The sequence below is a fragment of the Haematobacter genomosp. 1 genome, assembly GCF_002196855.1.
In the GTDB taxonomy this organism is placed as follows: domain Bacteria; phylum Pseudomonadota; class Alphaproteobacteria; order Rhodobacterales; family Rhodobacteraceae; genus Haematobacter.
In genome coordinates this window covers 127,848-143,423 of sequence record NZ_NIPW01000004.1, presented here as the reverse complement: position 1 = coordinate 143,423, position 15,576 = coordinate 127,848, and the positions used below count along the sequence as shown (strand labels likewise).

The window sequence follows — 15,576 nt, the reverse complement described above, 5'->3', positions numbered from 1 at the left end:
CGTCAGAGACTTGGCGGCGCATCGACGCCCAGCCTGATCCGCGCGGTAAGCGGCAGGTGGTCCGAAGCGATACGGGACAGCGGTGTCTGATGCGCATGCAGATCAATGAGTTCCGCGTTCTGGCAGGTGTAGATGCGGTCAAGCGGAAGGAAGGGTCGTCGCGCGGGGTAGGTCGGCACGCTCCGCCCGTCGCCGCCCAGATTGCGCAGCGGCGCCAACGCGCCGAAAGGCGCCCGCCGCCATTCGTTCAGATCCCCCATGAGCACGGTGGGCCGACCCTCCGCTTCATCCTGCAACCGGCTCAGAAGCTGGGTCTGGAGCAGACGGGAGGAGCGCAGCAGCCCCAGATGCGCGGCGATCAGCCGGAGCGGCTGGCCATTCAGCCGAGCATCCACCATGACCGCCCCCCGCGGCTCCAGCCCCGGCAGGTGCACGGGACGGACATCCTCCAACTCCGCGTTCCGCATGAGGACGAGATTGCCGTGCCAGCCGTGCGCCGCGCGCCCCAGTCGGTCAGTCAGTGGAATCGGCTCCAGCCCCGTGCGCTCGCGGATTTCCCCCAGATCGAGCACCCCCGTCCGCGCCCCGAAGCGGCGGTCTGCCTCCTGCAGCGCGATGGCATCCGGCGCGATCTCTGCGATCACCCGCGCCGTGCGGGAGGGATCCCGCTTCATGTCCAGCCCCACGCCCTTGTGGACGTTGTAGGAGGCGAACAGCAGCGGATCGGGCTTCACCGCAGAGGATGCGGTCTCCGGCGCATGGGGCTTCGGCACAGGTGGCTTTGACATAGCGGGCTTCGGCTCGGCGGGCTTCAAACCGGGGTTCAGCTCGGGCTTCAACTGGGGCTTCGGCTGGGCCGGAGGGGGAGGGGTGTCGTGATCCATCCGCAAGATGTGGTGCGGGAGCGGGCCTCTGGCAAGCGGCATCTGCGCGGCTCGCGGCTGGCGAAGCCGGGGCGGATCGGTTAAGCGGCGACAACGCCATCAGCGAAGGTGCCCCGGATGCATGTCGCCACTCTACTTGTCTCTCCCGAACGGGGCGGATTGACCGCCGGAATCGTGGATGCTCTCGCCCGGGACTGGGGCGGAGGAGACACGCGCTGGCTCGCCCCGGCCATCGCGGCGGAATTCGATCTTGCGGGCAGGCCCGCCGATCTCTGGACGCGGTGGGAGCTGTTGCAGGCACAGGGGGTCGATCTCGTTGTGCAGCCAGCGGCGGGGCGGCGCAAGCGCATGCTGCTGGCCGACATGGACTCCACGATGATCCAGCAGGAGTGCATCGACGAGCTGGCCGATGAGGCCGGTGTCGGTCCTCGCGTGGCCGAGATCACCCGCCGCGCCATGAACGGAGAGCTGGATTTCGAGGGCGCGCTGCGGGAGCGGGTCGGTCTTCTAAAGGGGCTTCCCGTCTCCGTCATCGGCAAGGTGCTGGCGGAGCGGATCACCTATACCCCCGGCGGTCGGGAGCTGATCGCCACGATGCACGCGAATGGCGGCCATGCCGTGCTTGTCTCGGGCGGGTTCACCTCCTTCACCGGGCCGGTGGCGGCGCATCTCGGTTTTGACGAAAACCGGGCGAATACCCTGCTGTCGGCGGAGGGTGCGCTGACGGGAGAGGTGGCGGAGCCGATCCTCGGGCGTGCCGCCAAGGTCGCGGCGCTGGAGGAGATTTCCGCCCGTCTCGGCATCGCGGAGGCGGATGTCATCGCCGTCGGCGACGGGGCGAACGACCTTGGAATGCTGGAGCGGGCGGGCACCGGCGTGGCACTCCATGCGAAACCCGCAGTGGCCGCTCAATGCGACGTGCGGGTGAATTTCGGCGATCTCACCGCGCTGCTCTACATTCAGGGCTATGCGCGCGAGGAGTTCGCTGCCTGACAGGCGAGGGACCGGTTGCGCCTCGCCGGCCGGGTGCTCCCGGCCGAGCCTGAGGATCAGGCGGGAAATCCGGGCGCGGCGGTGACGATACCTGTCTCAAACCCGCGCCAGTTGCTCTGGATGGCATTCAGCCGCTTCCGCGCGGCGGGATGGTCGCCGTCCAGCACTCCCAGATGCACAAGGAGGGCGGTGATTGCCGCTTCCGAGCCGCGCGTGCCGCCATCCACGATCTTCAGCGCCACGCCAAGCCGCTGCTCCGGCAGAATCGCGACGAAGACGGCCTCCGCCCCGGTCTTGATCGCGACGCGTCCGCCCATCGCACGCATCAGTTCCGTGCAGGCGCGGCCCTCTCCGGCGACCAGTTCCGGGTGCGCGGCCATGGCCCGGTGCAGACGCGCCGCCGCCCGTTCCCGCAGCGACCCTTCCGGGTTGGCACCCGCGAAGAAGGCCATCGCGCGGGCGAGGCCGGTGACGGTGGTGGCGAAGTTCGGCGCGGAGCAGCCGTCGATCCCGTAGCCGGGAGAGGAAAGGCCCGTTGTCGCCTCGAACGCCTCCTTCACCGCCTGCTGAACGGGGTGATCCGGATCAACATACTCCGGCCCGCCGCCAAGATGCCTGTTGAGCGTCAGGAACCCCGAATGCTTGCCCGAGCAGTTGTTGTGGATCTGGCAGGGCTGCCTCTCCGCGCGGATCAGGCCGTTCCGGGCCGCCTCATCCCCCGGCATGTGGCATCCGCAGCGCAGGTCCTCCTCCCGCAGTCCGAGCGCGGCGAGCCACGTCTCCACCATGTCGGTATGGAGCCGCGCGCCGCTGTGGCTTGCACAGGCAAGCGCCAACTGCGCCTCCGTCAATCCGGCGGCCTCTGCGGCTCCGCTTTCGAGAAGCGGCAGCGCCTGAATCATCTTGCAGGAGGAGCGGGGATAGATGAGCGTCTCCGGCTCTCCCCAGCTTGCGATGACGCCATCCTCCGCATGGACGATCACCGCATGGCCGACATGCCGGCTTTCCAGCCTTCCGCCCCGCCAAAGTTCCGCCATGGGAATCGCGTCTGTCATGTTGCCTCTCACAGAAATGCGAACTTTGTCCGACGGGGGTTTCGTCCGGCGACGGCTTTGCGCTAAGAACTAAGCACTTGAAACAGCGTCCGCCACACCAAAAGACCGCGAAAAGCGGTGGCAGGCGGGGGACAGAGGCAGAGAGACGGAGGCTGTGAGCCAATGACACCACGCATCCTGTGCGCCATCGCCGGCATGACCGCAGTCATGGGACTGGCCACGGCCGCATCGGCGCAACAGACGACTGCCTCCGGGCAGAAGGACGACTGGAGCTATTTCGCATCGCAAAGCCCGAAGGAATGCTGGGCGGTGACGAGCCCGAAATCCTCCACCGCCTCGCGCGATGGCAAGCGGGCAGAGGTCTCGCGGGGGGATATCCGGCTCTATATCACCTATCGCGGCGGTCAGCCGGAGGTCTCCTTCGCGGGCGGCTATCCCTTCGCCGCGAATTCCACGGTTTCGGTGGATGTGGGCGGCTCCAAGTTCGAGATGTTCACGGATGGCGACTGGGCCTGGCCCGGCACTCCCGCTGATGACCAGCGTCTCGTCGCCGCGCTCAGGGGCGGGGCCGAAGCGGTTATCACGGGGCACTCGCAGCGGGGAACGGATACACGTGACGTATTCTCGCTGAAAGGCGTGACGGCGGCGGTTGACGAGGCGGCGAAGCTCTGCCGCTGAGGCTGATTGCTGTCAAAATCCGGTAACAATGCGCGGGGGAGTTTCGCTTTCCCGCAAGATGGGCTATATGGGTGGCCTGCCCAGAAGCCGGATAGTCGAAATGAACGCCCCCGCCAGACCCGTTGTCACGCCCGATGCTCCCGATCCGGCGCCGCAAACCGGCGCTTCCGCTCCCATCACGCAGGACGTGCTGACCATTCCGCGCAAGCTGCCGGAGACGGGGCGGACGAACCTTGTCGGCCTGACACGCGAGCAGCTTCGCGATGCCCTGATCGCCGCCGGCACCCCGGAGGGGCAGGCAAAGATGCGCGTCGGTCAGGTCTGGCAGTGGATCTACCAGAAGGGCGTGCGCGATTTCGCGGCGATGACCAATCTCGCCAAGGATTACCGGGCGCTTCTGTCGGAGAACTTCACCGTCGATGTCCCCGAGCTTGTCTCCCGGCAGATCTCGGCGGATGGCACGCGGAAATACCTTGTCCGCATCGCGGGCGGGCATGAGGTGGAGACGGTTTACATCCCGGAGGAGGGGCGCGGCACGCTCTGCGTCTCCTCGCAGGTGGGCTGTACGCTGACCTGCACCTTCTGCCACACCGGTACGCAGAAACTCGTTCGCAACCTGACCCCGGGGGAGATCGTGGGGCAGGTTCTGCTTGCACGGGACGATCTGGGGGAATGGCCTGCGCCCGGACGTGCCCCGAAGGATGAGACGCGGCTGCTCTCCAACATCGTGCTGATGGGCATGGGCGAGCCGCTCTACAATTTCGATGCCGTGCGTGACGCCATGAAGATCGCCATGGACCCGGAGGGCATTTCGCTCTCCCGCCGCCGGATCACGCTTTCGACCTCAGGCGTCGTGCCCATGATCGCCCGCACGGCGGAGGAGATCGGCTGTCAACTCGCCATTTCCTTCCACGCCACCACGGATGAGGTGCGCGACAAACTGGTGCCGATCAACAAGAAATGGCCGCTGAAGGAGCTGCTGGAGGCGCTTCGGACCTATCCGAAGCTGTCCAATTCCGAGCGGATCACCTTTGAATACGTCATGCTGAAAGGCGTGAACGACAGCGACGACGACGCGCGCCGGCTGGTGAAGCTGATCCGTGGCATACCGGCCAAGATCAACCTGATCCCCTTCAACGAATGGCCGGGGGCCCCTTACCAGCGGTCCGACTGGGAGCGGATCGAGAGCTTTGCCGAGATCGTCTATCGCGCGGGCTATGCCTCTCCCATCCGCACGCCGCGGGGCGAGGACATCATGGCCGCCTGCGGCCAGCTCAAATCCGCGACCGAGCGGGCGCGGAAAAGCCGGGCGGAGATCGCGGCCGAAACCGCGCGCTGAGCCGGGCTATCCAAGCAGCAGATCGCGGAGCACGACCGCTTCGTTGTGCTCCGTATCCCGCGCGCCGTAGAGGAGGGTGACGACCTCCCCCTCCGCCTCCGTGCGAAGCTGGTTCAGGGCCGTGTCCTGTGCCTTCAACTCCTCCAGATAGCGCGCCCGGAATTCCGGCCATTTCGCCGGATCATGGGCGAACCACCGGCGAAGCCCGTCGCTCGGCGCGAGGTCTTTGCGCCAGTCGTCGAGCGCCGCCCGCTCCCGCGTCATGCCGCGTGGCCAGAGCCTGTCCACCAGAATGCGCTTCCCGTCGGCCGGATCGGGCGGATCATAGACCCGTTTCAGGCGGAGATGGCTGGCGAGGGATGGCATGGCGGCTCCCGCTCCTTCCACCTTGTCACATGCCGCACAATCTCCCATCTCCAAGGCTGGATGCGCGGCTTTCTTGCCGGGAGCGATGGACAGACGCTGCCGGGAGGGATAGTCGTGTGCGCAATGGACGGGGCGGGAGGCCCCGGTCTTCCCCCCGTGACGAGGCACCCGATGGCCAGCCTGAACGATATCCGATCGACCTATCTCGACTTCTTCCGCCGCAACGGACATGCAGTCGTGGAAAGCTCTCCGCTCGTTCCGCGGAACGACCCGACGCTGATGTTCACGAACTCCGGCATGGTGCAGTTCAAGAACGTGTTCACCGGTGTGGAGCATCGCGATTACACTCGCGCCACCACCGCGCAGAAATGCGTCCGCGCGGGCGGCAAGCACAACGACCTCGACAACGTGGGCTATACCGCGCGGCACCACACCTTCTTCGAGATGCTGGGCAACTTCTCCTTCGGGGATTACTTCAAGGAGCAGGCGATCCCCTTCGCATGGGAACTGCTGACGAAGGATTTCGGCATCGACGGTAAGCGTCTGCTGGTCACGGTCTATCACACGGATGACGAGGCGGCGGCGATCTGGAAGAAGGTCGCAGGGCTGCCGGACGAGCGGATCATCCGCATCCCGACCGATGACAACTTCTGGCGCATGGGGCCGACCGGCCCCTGCGGCCCCTGCACGGAGATCTTCTTCGATCACGGCGAGCATATCCCCGGCGGCCCGCCCGGCAGCCCGGATGAGGACGGCGACCGGTTCATCGAGATCTGGAACAACGTCTTCATGCAGTACGAGCAGTTCGCCGACGGCACGATGCGCGATCTGGAGTCGCAGTCCATCGACACCGGCATGGGGCTGGAGCGGATCGGCGCGCTGCTTCAGGGCAAGCACGACAACTACGACACCGACCTGATGCGCCATCTGATCGAGGCGTCGGCGCATGCGTCCTCCACCGATCCCGACGGGCCGGGCAAGATCCACCACCGGGTCATCGCGGACCATCTGCGCTCCACCTCCTTCCTGATCGCCGACGGGGTCATGCCCTCGAACGAAGGGCGGGGCTACGTGCTGCGCCGCATCATGCGGCGGGCGATGCGGCATGCGCATCAGCTGGGCGTGGCGGAGCCGCTGATGTACCGCCTCGTGCCCGCGCTGGTGCGCGAGATGGGTGCAGCCTATCCCGAACTGCCGCGCGCGCAGGCGATGATCGAGGAGACGCTGCGGCTGGAGGAAACCCGCTTCCGCCAGACCCTCGACCGCGGCCTTCGGCTGCTGGACGACGAGTTGTCCAGAATCGGCGCCGGCCAGCCGCTGCCCGGCGCCGCGGCCTTCAAGCTTTACGATACCTACGGCTTCCCGCTGGATCTCACGCAGGATGCGCTGCGCGAGCAGGGGCGGACGGTCGATGTCTCGGGCTTCGATGCCGCCATGGCGGAGCAGAAGGCCAAGGCCCGCGCCTCCTGGGCCGGGTCGGGAGAGACGAAGGACGCCGCGATCTGGTTCGATCTGGCGGAGAAGAACGGCTCCACCGAATTCCTCGGCTACGATACCGAGAAGGCGGAGGGCGAGATACTCTCTCTGGTCCGGGACGGGGCCGAGGTCGGAAATGCCGGCGTCGGCGAAAGCGTGCAGATCGTGGTGAACCAGACGCCGTTCTATGCAGAATCCGGTGGTCAGGTCGGCGATGCCGGTCTGCTCAAGACCGATACCGGCGCCGCCCGCGTCACGGATACGAAGAAATCGCAGGGCGTCTATATCCATATCGCGGAAGTCACGCTGGGCGAAATCGTGGCCGGGCAGGGTGCGGAACTGAGCGTCGATCACAACCGGCGGCAGGCGATCCGGGCCAACCATTCGGCCACGCATCTGCTGAACGAGGCGCTGCGCCGGACGCTGGGAGATCACGTCGCGCAGCGCGGCTCGCTCAACGCCGATGACCGGCTGCGCTTCGACTTCTCCCATGGCAAGGGCCTGACGGCGGAAGAGCTGAAACAGGTCGAGCATGAAGTGAACCACCACATCCGCCAGAACGGCGCAGTGGAGACCCGCGTGATGACGCCGGATGAGGCGCGCGGCCTCGGCGCGCAGGCGCTTTTCGGCGAGAAATACGGCGATGAGGTGCGCGTCGTCTCCATGGGGCTGCTCGACGGTTCCGGCAAAGGGGCAGACGGCAAGACCTACTCGCTGGAGCTTTGCGGCGGAACACATGTGGGGCGGCTGGGCGAGATCGGCCTGTTCGTCCTGCTGTCGGACAGCGCCTCCTCGGCCGGTGTGCGGCGGATCGAAGCGCTGACGGGGGAGGCCGCCCTGGCCTACCTCGAAGAGCAGGTCGGCCGTCTGGGCGAGGTCGCCTCCGTTCTGAAGGCCGGGCCGGGTGAGGTCGTCGATCGCGTGAAGGCTCTGGTCGATGAACGTCGCGCGCTTCAGAACGAAGTGGCGCAGTTGCGCCGCGAACTGGCGATGGGCGGCGGCGCACAGGGCGGCGCGGATGCAAAGGACATCGGTGGCGTCAAGTTTCTGGCGCAGGTCGTTTCCGGTGTTTCCGGCAAAGATCTGCCCGCGCTGATCGACGAGATGAAGGCCCGTGTCGGTTCTGGTGCGGTGCTGCTGGTGGCCGATACGGGCGGCAAGGCGGCCGTGGCCGCTGGCGTGACAGCCGATCTGACGGCGCGCCTGTCGGCGGTCGATCTGGTGAAGGCGGCGGCGCAGGCGCTTGGTGGCAAGGGCGGCGGTGGCCGACCTGACATGGCACAGGCCGGGGGCGCGGATGCGTCCAAGGCGGAAGAGGCGATCCGCGCTGCGGAAGCTGTTATTGCGGGGTAAGGAATGAGCGCTCTCTGGATAGCCCATGTCGAAGTGACGGACGCGGAGGCCTATGGCAAATACGCCAAGCTCGCCGGTCCCGCGCTGGCGAAGTTCGGCGGCGTGTTCCTCGCCCGCGGCGGACGCTATGTTCAGCTCGAAGGCAATGAGCGGACGCGGAATGTCGTGGCCCGCTTTCCTTCGGTGGAAGCCGCGGTGGAGGCCTACAACAGCCCCGACTATCAGGAGGCCCTGTCGCACGCGAAAGACGCCTCCATCCGCGATCTCGTGGTGGTCGAAGAAACCGCCTGATCTTTGCGAAACACACTTCAGACGCCTCCTTCGGGGGGCGTTTTGCGTTTAGAAGGGGGGAAGTGCAGGCTTCTGTTGCCAGGTGCCTGCGAACCCCGCCTTACAGTGCTACCTGCAAGGACTTAGTTTCGGTACTCGAACTGCTTACGCAGCCAGAGCGACCGGAGCACGGTTGTTGTTGGCAACTGTACTTTTGGACCGGTAACGGTGGTACCTCACCGAGCGAAAGCAATCACCTTTACACGTTCGTCGATCCTGTTTCGGCCCCCTCCGCCCCCAACAAGGGTGTTTGGTGGAGCCGCCGGGTACCGCCCCCGGGTCCGATCCGCTTATTCCGTGCGCGTTTATCGCCATAGTCCGAAGCAAGCCCCGGACAGGGAAGGATATAGACCGCTCCGTGGCTGCGATCAATGGGCGGAGCGGCGGGATGCGGGTTTTCTCTCGGAGCCTGAATATAATGTCATGGGACCAGCCACCCCCTCCTGCACGGCGGCCCGCATGATTTCGGGAGGCACACCGGCAATGATGTTTCGCCGCTGGCAAGGATAAAACCTGTTGCGGCATCGCCTTATCTGGTCTCAGTCTCAGTCTCAGTCTCAGTCTCAGTCTCAGTCTCAGTCTCAGTCTCAGTCTCAGTCTCAGTCTCAGTCTCAGTCTCAGTCTCAGTCTCAGTCTCAGTCTCAGTCTCAGTCTCAGTCTCAGTCTCAGTCTCAGTCTCAGTCTCAGTCTCAGTCTCAGTCTCAGTCTCAGTCTCAGTCTCAGTCTCAGTCTCAGTCTCAGTCTCGGGCGAAACGCTCAGGATATCCTGTTCACCCCGTTGCAACGCCCCGGAGACGGGTGAACCCCGATGTGAAGAAAGGGGCATCTTCTGCAGGGCCAGCGCGGGGACCAGCGGGGGAAGAGGGTAGCCGTTCGCCGGCTACCCCGTGGCTGCGGCTCAGAAGCCGGCCTTGATCTTCTCGAACTCCTGCACCATCCGGTCGCGAAGCGATTGTTCCAGCGGCTTTTGCGTCAGCACCGGGACCGTGACGGGGCCAAGACCGGCCTCCTTCAGCTTCTCCGGATCCATCGCATCCATGGCGGTCTTGTTGGAGGAGCCGTAGCCGAACACGTCCACCAGATATTCGGCGGACGACGGCTGGAGCCAGGCATTCATGAAATCATAGGCCTGATCTTCCGATCCGGGCCCGTTCTTGAAGTTCACGAAGCCGCAGACGAAGGCCGAGGAGCCTTCTTTCGCCTCACGCTGGAAGCCGACGGGATAGTCGTCCGCAACAAGCTGTGTCACGCCCTCGGGCCAGGACCAGGCGATCAGCACCTCTCCCGTCGCCATGAGCTGGCCCATCTCTGACGGATCGGCCCAGTAGGCGCGGACGTTCGGATGCACCTCGCGGAGCCAGTCGGCGGCGGCCTTGAACTGATCGTCCGTCACATGGGTCCAGTCGTGCACGCCGGTTGCCAGAAAGGCGAGCGGCCAGATATCGTCCACCGAGTTCGGCAGCGAGATGCGGCCGGCGTATTTCGGATCCTTGAACACCTGAAGGGTCGAGACATCCTCCGCCGGTACCTTCTCCGTGTTCCAGGCAATGGCGGTGGAGGCCCAGTCCGTCGGCAGGAACCACAGCCCGCCGTCATCCTTGAAGATGGGGGAATCAAGCAGCTCCGGATCCAGATCCTTGAAGGCCGTCAGCTTGGAGGTATCCCACGGCTCGATCAGGCCAGCATCGCGGTATTTGGAGATCATCTGTGAGCAGGGATGGGCGATGTCCGGCTTGAAGCCGGAGACGACCTTCTGGAACGCCTCGTCGTCATCCGCGTAAAAGCTGTACTGCGGACTTGCGCCATATTTGTCGATATAAGCCTGATGAAGCCCCGGATCCTCGAAGCCGGCCCAGTCGAAAACGAGCAAATTCGGCGATTGCGCCCATGCGGCCTGCGCGACAAGCGTCGCAGCGGCCGTGCCAAGAAGCCAGGTCCTGATGGCCATTCTCGATCCTCTGTTGGAGAGCTGTTTCTCCCGAGGCTAGAGGACAGCGCCCGACGCCTCAAGCGGCGATTGTATTAGGTCGATCAAGATTTTGCGGGAGCGTCCGATCCACCCGGCAGAGAGAGGGGACATGCCGCCCAAGCAGTACGGAAACCGAACAATCAGCATCTTTAACAATATGGTATAGAACGATGCTATCAGAAGTGTTTAACGGTTTTAAGCTACCCAATGGCGACAGGTCAGCATGTTGACCGTGCACCGGCGGCGGTAACGACGGGGGATGGGGTTGCGCCCCCGTCGCCATCGGGCAACTGTGCCGGCGATCTTCCCGGAGACGGATATGACGGACTTCTTCTTCTACGGCACGCTGCGTCACCCCCCCGTATTGGAGGCCGTATTGGGCCATCCCGTTAGCGGCCGCGCGGCGCGGCTGTCCGGGCAGCGGGTGGTGGCGGGCGATACAGGCCCGGTGCTTGTCGCGGCGGAGGCGGCGCTCGCGCCCGGCTTGCTGGTTACCGGGCTGAGCGAGGCGGATCGCGCGCGGCTCGATCACTATGAGGCGGGTGAGGCCATGCCCATGACGCTCGAAACCGAGCGTGGGCGCGTCAAGGCGCTGGTCTATCCCGGTGCGGCGGGCAGCGATCAGGACTGGTCCTTCGATGACTGGGTGGACGATTGGGGCAATATCACCGCAGAAACCGCTCGCGACATCATGCGCGGCTTCGGGATCAACCCGCCGACGGCTCATCTTGCCCGCCTCCCCATGTTGCTGGGCCGGGCTCATTCCCGCATCCGTGCGGCCAATGACATGCCCCGGGAGGCGCGTGGCGTGGCCGAGGCAGGCGATGTGGAGGTCATCGCGGCGCGGGAGCCCTACGCCCATTTCTTCTCCGTTGAGGAATATGATCTGCGCTTTCGCCGTTTCGACGGGACGATGAGCCCGGTCGTCAATCGTGCGGTCTTCGTCTCCGGCGACGCCGCGACGCTGGTCCCCTATGATCCGGTGCGGGACAGGGTGCTCGTCATCGAGCAGTTTCGCCCCGGACCTTTCGCACGGGGCGACCGGCAGCCGTGGCTGATCGAGCCGATCGCAGGACGGATCGATGCGGGCGAAGACCCGCGCTCCACGGTGGTGCGGGAGGCAGTGGAGGAGGCGGGCCTGAACGTCACCGACGTGCGGGAGATCATGCGCTATTACTCCAGTCCCGGCACGATGACCGAATTTCTTTACTGCTTCGTCGCTCTCTGCGACCTGCCGGATGACGTGGCGCAGACGGGCGGGCTGGCGGAGGAGGCGGAGGACATTCGCGGCCTTCTCATGAGCCTTGATGATCTGCTGAAACTCGTCAATTCCGGCGAAGGGGCGAACGGCCCGCTTGTCGTGACGGCGCAGTGGCTGGCGATGAACCGTGACGCGCTCCGCGGGTAAACGGGAAACTGAACCGAAACGGTGCGGGTTGAGTTCGTCTGACGGCGGCCCTATCACCGAAGCGATCCTGAAGAGGGAGAAGGAAATGCCCGTTTACGGCGATCTCATGGCCTCCATCGGTCATACCCCGCTCATCCGGCTGCGCAAGGCCAGCGAGATGACCGGCTGCGACATCTACGGCAAGGCCGAGTTCATGAACCCCGGTCAGTCGGTGAAGGACCGCGCAGCGCTCTATATCATCAAGGACGCCGTTGCACGGGGAGAGCTTGCTCCGGGTGGCACGATCGTGGAGGGGACGGCGGGCAACACCGGTATTGGCCTTGCGCTTGTGGGCGCAGCCATGGGCTTTCGCACCGTGATCGTCATTCCAGAGACGCAGAGCCAGGAGAAGAAGGACATGATCCGCCTTGCCGGGGCGGAACTGGTGGAGGTGCCTGCGGCACCCTATGCCAACCCGAACAACTATGTGCGCTATTCGAGCCGCCTTGCCGCGGAACTCGCCAAGACAGAGCCGAACGGCGCGATCTGGGCCAACCAGTTCGACAACACCGCCAACCGGCTTGCGCATGTTGAGACGACCGGCCCCGAGATCTGGGAGGAAACGGGCGGCAAGGTGGATGGTTTCGTGGCCTCCGTCGGGTCGGGCGGCACTTTCGCGGGTGTCGGCATGGCTCTGCAACCGAAGGGCGTGAAGATCGCGCTGGCGGATCCAGAGGGGTCGGCGCTATACGAATACTACGCGCACGGAACCCTGAAATCCGAGGGCAATTCGATCACCGAAGGTATCGGGCAGGGCCGTATCACCGCCAATCTGGAAGGTTTCACGCCCGACTTCGCCTATCGCATCCCGGATGGCGAAGCTCTGCCGCTGATCTTTGACCTGCTGTCGGAGGAGGGGCTTTGCGTGGGCGGTTCTTCCGGCATCAACATCGCAGGGGCGATCCGGCTTGCCCGCGACCTGGGTCCGGGCAAGACCATCGTGACCGTGCTGTGCGATTACGGCACCCGGTACCAGACAAAGCTGTTCAATCCGGCCTTTCTGCGGACGAAGAACCTACCCGTGCCGGAATGGCTGGCCACGCCCGCTCAACCCCTCCCTTCGGTGCTCGAGGGCTGATCCATGCAGCGTCTGACCGGTATCCTGATCGCGCTGATCTTTGCGCTCCTGCCCGTCTCCGGTGTGCCAACCGGGGTTTTCGTCACGCCCGTCCACGCGCAGGAACCCGCGCAGACCACGCCTGATTTCGCCGCATGGGAGAAAACGGCGAGCGAGATAGAGGGCGAGGTCGCGGACCCGGAGGTTACGGATCAGCAACTCGACACGCGTCGTGCCCAACTGGTCCCCCTCCGGGCCGAGTTTCAGACGGCGCAGGGCGCGAACAATAGCCGGATCGACACGCTGAAGGGCCAACTCGCCGCGCTGGGTGCGCCCCCGGAGGACGGCACGACCGAAGTCCCGGAGATCACGGCGCGCCGCTCGGAGCTTCAAACCCAGATTTCCGAAGCCGAGGCGCCCGGCAAGGCGGCGGTCGAGGCCTATACGCGGGCCGACAATCTCATCAAGCAGATCGATGCAATCCTGCGCGACCGGCAGACAAATGCCCTTCTGGAGTTGTCGCCGTCGCCGCTGAATCCGGCCAACTGGACGGTTGCAGCGGGGGCCCTTCTGGACGCGGGCAAGGGGATCGTGGCGGAGGTGAACCGCAACGTCGCGTCTGATTTCCGGCGTCAGAACCTCGTTTCCAACCTGCCGATCATCCTGCTCCACCTTGTCGTCGCGGCGGTGATCCTTCTCCGCGGCCGGGTGTGGATGGAGCGGCTTGTCCGCAATATCAGCGGGCGGAGTTCACTCCGCGGCGCCAAGGTCATCGCGAAGCTGGTCTCGCTCGGTCAGGTGGTGATCCCGGTCCTGGGGCTGGTGCTGGTGAGCCGGGCGTTGCAGCTTTCGGGGATGGTGGGTGTCCGCACTCTTCCGATCGTCGAAACTCTGCCATGGGCCGGTTTTCTTGTCTTCGCGGCGCTCTGGCTCGCCGGCCGGCTCTTTCCCGACGACGCAGGAGACAGCCCGTTTCAACTTGCGCCCGAGCGGCGGCGCGAGGCCCGCGTTCATATGGTGGCGTTCGGCATCCTCCTCGCCATTCGCAGCCTGCTCTGGCAGATCGTCCCGAACCCCGAACCGCAGGTCTTTTCCGTTCTGGCCTTCCCGCTTCTGGTCGTGGGCGGGATCCTGCTCTTTCGCTTCGGACAGCTCATCCGCGCCCATGCGGTGAATGCGACGGCGGCAAGTGCCGAGGTATTGTTCCGTCACCGGCTCATTAGCTACGTGGCCTATGTCACCGTTGCCATCGGGGCGTTGGCTCCGCTTCTCGCGGCGGTCGGCTATGTTTCCGCAGCAACGGCGCTGATCTATCCGGCGGCCATGACGCTTGCGCTCATCGGCATGGTGATGTTCCTGCAGGGCCTCTGCGCCGACATCTACGTGCTGGCGATCAAGGGGGACGAGGCCAATCGCGGTGACCTCGTGCCGGTTTTGCTCGGCTTCGTGCTCTGCGCGCTGGCGATCCCTTTCCTGCTGCTGATCTGGGGCGCGCGCGGCTCTGACTTGGCGGAGATGTGGATCAAGTTCCGCGACGGCTTCAACGTGGCAGGGGTGCAGATCTCTCCCACCATCTTCCTGACCTTCGTCGTCGTGTTCGTTATCGGCTACACGGTCACCAAGCTGCTGCAAGGTGCGCTCGGCGCCTCCATCCTCCCCAAGACCAAGCTGGACACCGGCGGGCAGCGGGCGGTGGTTCTGGGGGTTGGCTATGTCGGGGTCGTGCTGTCCGCGATCATCGCCATGACGGCGGCGGGCATCAACCTGTCATCGCTGGCGATCCTTGCCTCCGCGCTTTCCGTTGGTATCGGTTTCGGCCTGCAGAATATCGTTCAGAACTTTGTCTCCGGTATCATCCTTCTGATCGAACGTCCCGTGTCGGAAGGCGACTGGATCGAGGTTGCGGGCGTGCAGGGCCGCGTGCGCGCGATCTCTGTCCGTTCGACCCGGATCGAGACATTCGACCGCAACCACGTCATCGTGCCCAATGCCTCACTGATCTCTGGTCAGGTCACGAACATCACGCGTTTCAACCTGTCGGGGCGTGTGCTCCAGCAGGTTACCGTGTCGGGGGTCAATGACAGCGATCATGTGCAGAAGGTGCTGGAGGATATCGCCAAGGTGCCGCCCATGGTGATCTTGAACCCGCCGCCTTCCGTGGGGCTGGTCGGTATCGACGGCGGCAACCTGACGTTCGAGATGCGGCTCATCATCCGGGACGTGAACTTCAAGGGCGCAGTTCAGGACGAAGTGCTCCACCTCATCCATCGCCGCTTCAAGGAAGAGGGGATCGTCTTCGGTGTCATGGGGTCGAGCAAGACCATCATGGCCGATGGCGACGGCACGCCCTATGTCCTGCCCGGCGCGATCTTCGGCGAGAAGCCCGCCCCCGATCCGGTGGATGCGGAAGCGGCACGCGACGGCAAGGCCGAGGAGCAGGCAGAGGAAAACGATCAGCGCCGCGCCGGAAGCCCTACACGGTGAGGCCCACACGCTGGAACCGGGGCGGCGGTGCTTGACTCCAGCCGCCACTCCACGCATGATTCACCGAAGGGCGGTATGGACCGTTCAGTGCAACGGGCCATGCCCACAAGGTGAAAACGCCATGGCGATCCTTGCGGATCGAATG

12 protein-coding genes and 1 other RNA gene are annotated in these 15,576 nt (G+C 65.0%); 8 read left to right on the top strand and 5 right to left on the bottom strand.

All coding sequences use genetic code 11. From position 1 onward, the window contains the following. Positions 1 to 2: 2 nt before the first annotated feature. Positions 3 to 788 (bottom strand): endonuclease/exonuclease/phosphatase family protein, encoded by a 786-nt coding sequence (locus CDV49_RS01520; protein WP_143413105.1) that lies wholly within the window; start codon positions 786 to 788, stop codon positions 3 to 5. A gap of 213 nt (positions 789 to 1,001) precedes the next feature. Between CDV49_RS01520 and serB the strand changes: the two genes are divergently transcribed. Continuing rightward, positions 1,002 to 1,877, top strand: a complete 876-nt coding sequence (gene serB, locus CDV49_RS01515; RefSeq protein ID WP_088213809.1) for a phosphoserine phosphatase SerB — start codon at positions 1,002 to 1,004, stop codon at positions 1,875 to 1,877. Between the two features lie 56 nt (positions 1,878 to 1,933). On the opposite strand, the gene CDV49_RS01510 is transcribed toward serB, so the two are convergent. Further along, positions 1,934 to 2,932: an asparaginase gene (locus CDV49_RS01510; RefSeq protein ID WP_088213808.1), complete on the bottom strand. Its 999-nt coding sequence runs from the start codon at positions 2,930 to 2,932 to the stop codon at positions 1,934 to 1,936. Between the two features lie 162 nt (positions 2,933 to 3,094). Here CDV49_RS01510 and CDV49_RS01505 point away from each other — a divergent pair, with 162 nt between their 5' ends. Beyond that, entirely contained in the window at positions 3,095 to 3,610 is a 516-nt protein-coding gene (locus CDV49_RS01505; RefSeq protein WP_088213807.1) for an invasion associated locus B family protein, read from the top strand. 100 nt (positions 3,611 to 3,710) lie between these two features. Then, positions 3,711 to 4,949 carry a 23S rRNA (adenine(2503)-C(2))-methyltransferase RlmN gene (gene rlmN, locus CDV49_RS01500; protein ID WP_088213930.1) on the top strand — a complete coding sequence of 413 codons (1,239 nt, stop codon included), beginning with the start codon at positions 3,711 to 3,713 and terminating at the stop codon, positions 4,947 to 4,949. 6 nt (positions 4,950 to 4,955) lie between these two features. Here the strand turns inward: rlmN and CDV49_RS01495 are convergent, their stop codons facing one another. Then, entirely contained in the window at positions 4,956 to 5,315 is a 360-nt protein-coding gene (locus tag CDV49_RS01495; protein WP_088213806.1) for a DUF488 domain-containing protein, read from the bottom strand. Between the two features lie 171 nt (positions 5,316 to 5,486). On the opposite strand from CDV49_RS01495, the gene alaS reads away from it, so the two are divergent. Together alaS and CDV49_RS01485 are read left to right on the top strand one after the other, a co-directional pair. Next, positions 5,487 to 8,144: an alanine--tRNA ligase gene (alaS, locus tag CDV49_RS01490; protein WP_088213805.1), complete on the top strand. Its 2,658-nt coding sequence runs from the start codon at positions 5,487 to 5,489 to the stop codon at positions 8,142 to 8,144. 3 nt (positions 8,145 to 8,147) lie between these two features. Then, the gene (locus CDV49_RS01485) at positions 8,148 to 8,435 is read left to right on the top strand and encodes a DUF1330 domain-containing protein (protein WP_088213804.1); all 288 of its coding nucleotides are present in this window, start codon (positions 8,148 to 8,150) and stop codon (positions 8,433 to 8,435) included. Positions 8,436 to 8,496: 61 nt separating this feature from the next. Here the strand turns inward: CDV49_RS01485 and ssrA are convergent. Further along, positions 8,497 to 8,850, bottom strand: a transfer-messenger RNA (tmRNA) gene (ssrA, locus tag CDV49_RS01480). 522 nt (positions 8,851 to 9,372) lie between these two features. Continuing rightward, entirely contained in the window at positions 9,373 to 10,422 is a 1,050-nt protein-coding gene (locus CDV49_RS01470; protein WP_088213802.1) for an extracellular solute-binding protein, read from the bottom strand. Between the two features lie 340 nt (positions 10,423 to 10,762). On the opposite strand from CDV49_RS01470, the gene CDV49_RS01465 reads away from it, so the two are divergent. The 3 genes from CDV49_RS01465 (at position 10,763) to CDV49_RS01455 (ending at position 15,431) form a co-directional block, all read left to right on the top strand. Then, positions 10,763 to 11,851 (top strand): NUDIX domain-containing protein, encoded by a 1,089-nt coding sequence (locus CDV49_RS01465; RefSeq protein ID WP_179209090.1) that lies wholly within the window; start codon positions 10,763 to 10,765, stop codon positions 11,849 to 11,851. Between the two features lie 85 nt (positions 11,852 to 11,936). Then, a complete protein-coding gene (locus tag CDV49_RS01460) occupies positions 11,937 to 12,968 on the top strand; it encodes a cysteine synthase A (protein WP_088213800.1) in 1,032 nt (343 codons plus the stop codon). Between the two features lie 3 nt (positions 12,969 to 12,971). Next, positions 12,972 to 15,431 carry a DUF3772 domain-containing protein gene (locus CDV49_RS01455; RefSeq protein ID WP_088213799.1) on the top strand — a complete coding sequence of 820 codons (2,460 nt, stop codon included), beginning with the start codon at positions 12,972 to 12,974 and terminating at the stop codon, positions 15,429 to 15,431. Positions 15,432 to 15,576 lie beyond the last annotated feature (145 nt).

Bases quoted from the DNA above. Each gene is read 5' to 3' on its own strand.
- CDV49_RS01520 (WP_143413105.1), bottom strand. From the start codon at position 788: ATGTCAAAGCCACCTGTGCCGAAGCCCCATGCGCCGGAGACCGCATCC.
- serB (WP_088213809.1), top strand. From the start codon at position 1,002: ATGCATGTCGCCACTCTACTTGTCTCTCCCGAACGGGGCGGATTGACC.
- CDV49_RS01510 (WP_088213808.1), bottom strand. From the start codon at position 2,932: ATGACAGACGCGATTCCCATGGCGGAACTTTGGCGGGGCGGAAGGCTG.
- CDV49_RS01505 (WP_088213807.1), top strand. From the start codon at position 3,095: ATGACACCACGCATCCTGTGCGCCATCGCCGGCATGACCGCAGTCATG.
- rlmN (WP_088213930.1), top strand. From the start codon at position 3,711: ATGAACGCCCCCGCCAGACCCGTTGTCACGCCCGATGCTCCCGATCCG.
- CDV49_RS01495 (WP_088213806.1), bottom strand. From the start codon at position 5,315: ATGCCATCCCTCGCCAGCCATCTCCGCCTGAAACGGGTCTATGATCCG.
- alaS (WP_088213805.1), top strand. From the start codon at position 5,487: ATGGCCAGCCTGAACGATATCCGATCGACCTATCTCGACTTCTTCCGC.
- CDV49_RS01485 (WP_088213804.1), top strand. From the start codon at position 8,148: ATGAGCGCTCTCTGGATAGCCCATGTCGAAGTGACGGACGCGGAGGCC.
- CDV49_RS01470 (WP_088213802.1), bottom strand. From the start codon at position 10,422: ATGGCCATCAGGACCTGGCTTCTTGGCACGGCCGCTGCGACGCTTGTC.
- CDV49_RS01465 (WP_179209090.1), top strand. From the start codon at position 10,763: ATGACGGACTTCTTCTTCTACGGCACGCTGCGTCACCCCCCCGTATTG.
- CDV49_RS01460 (WP_088213800.1), top strand. From the start codon at position 11,937: ATGCCCGTTTACGGCGATCTCATGGCCTCCATCGGTCATACCCCGCTC.
- CDV49_RS01455 (WP_088213799.1), top strand. From the start codon at position 12,972: ATGCAGCGTCTGACCGGTATCCTGATCGCGCTGATCTTTGCGCTCCTG.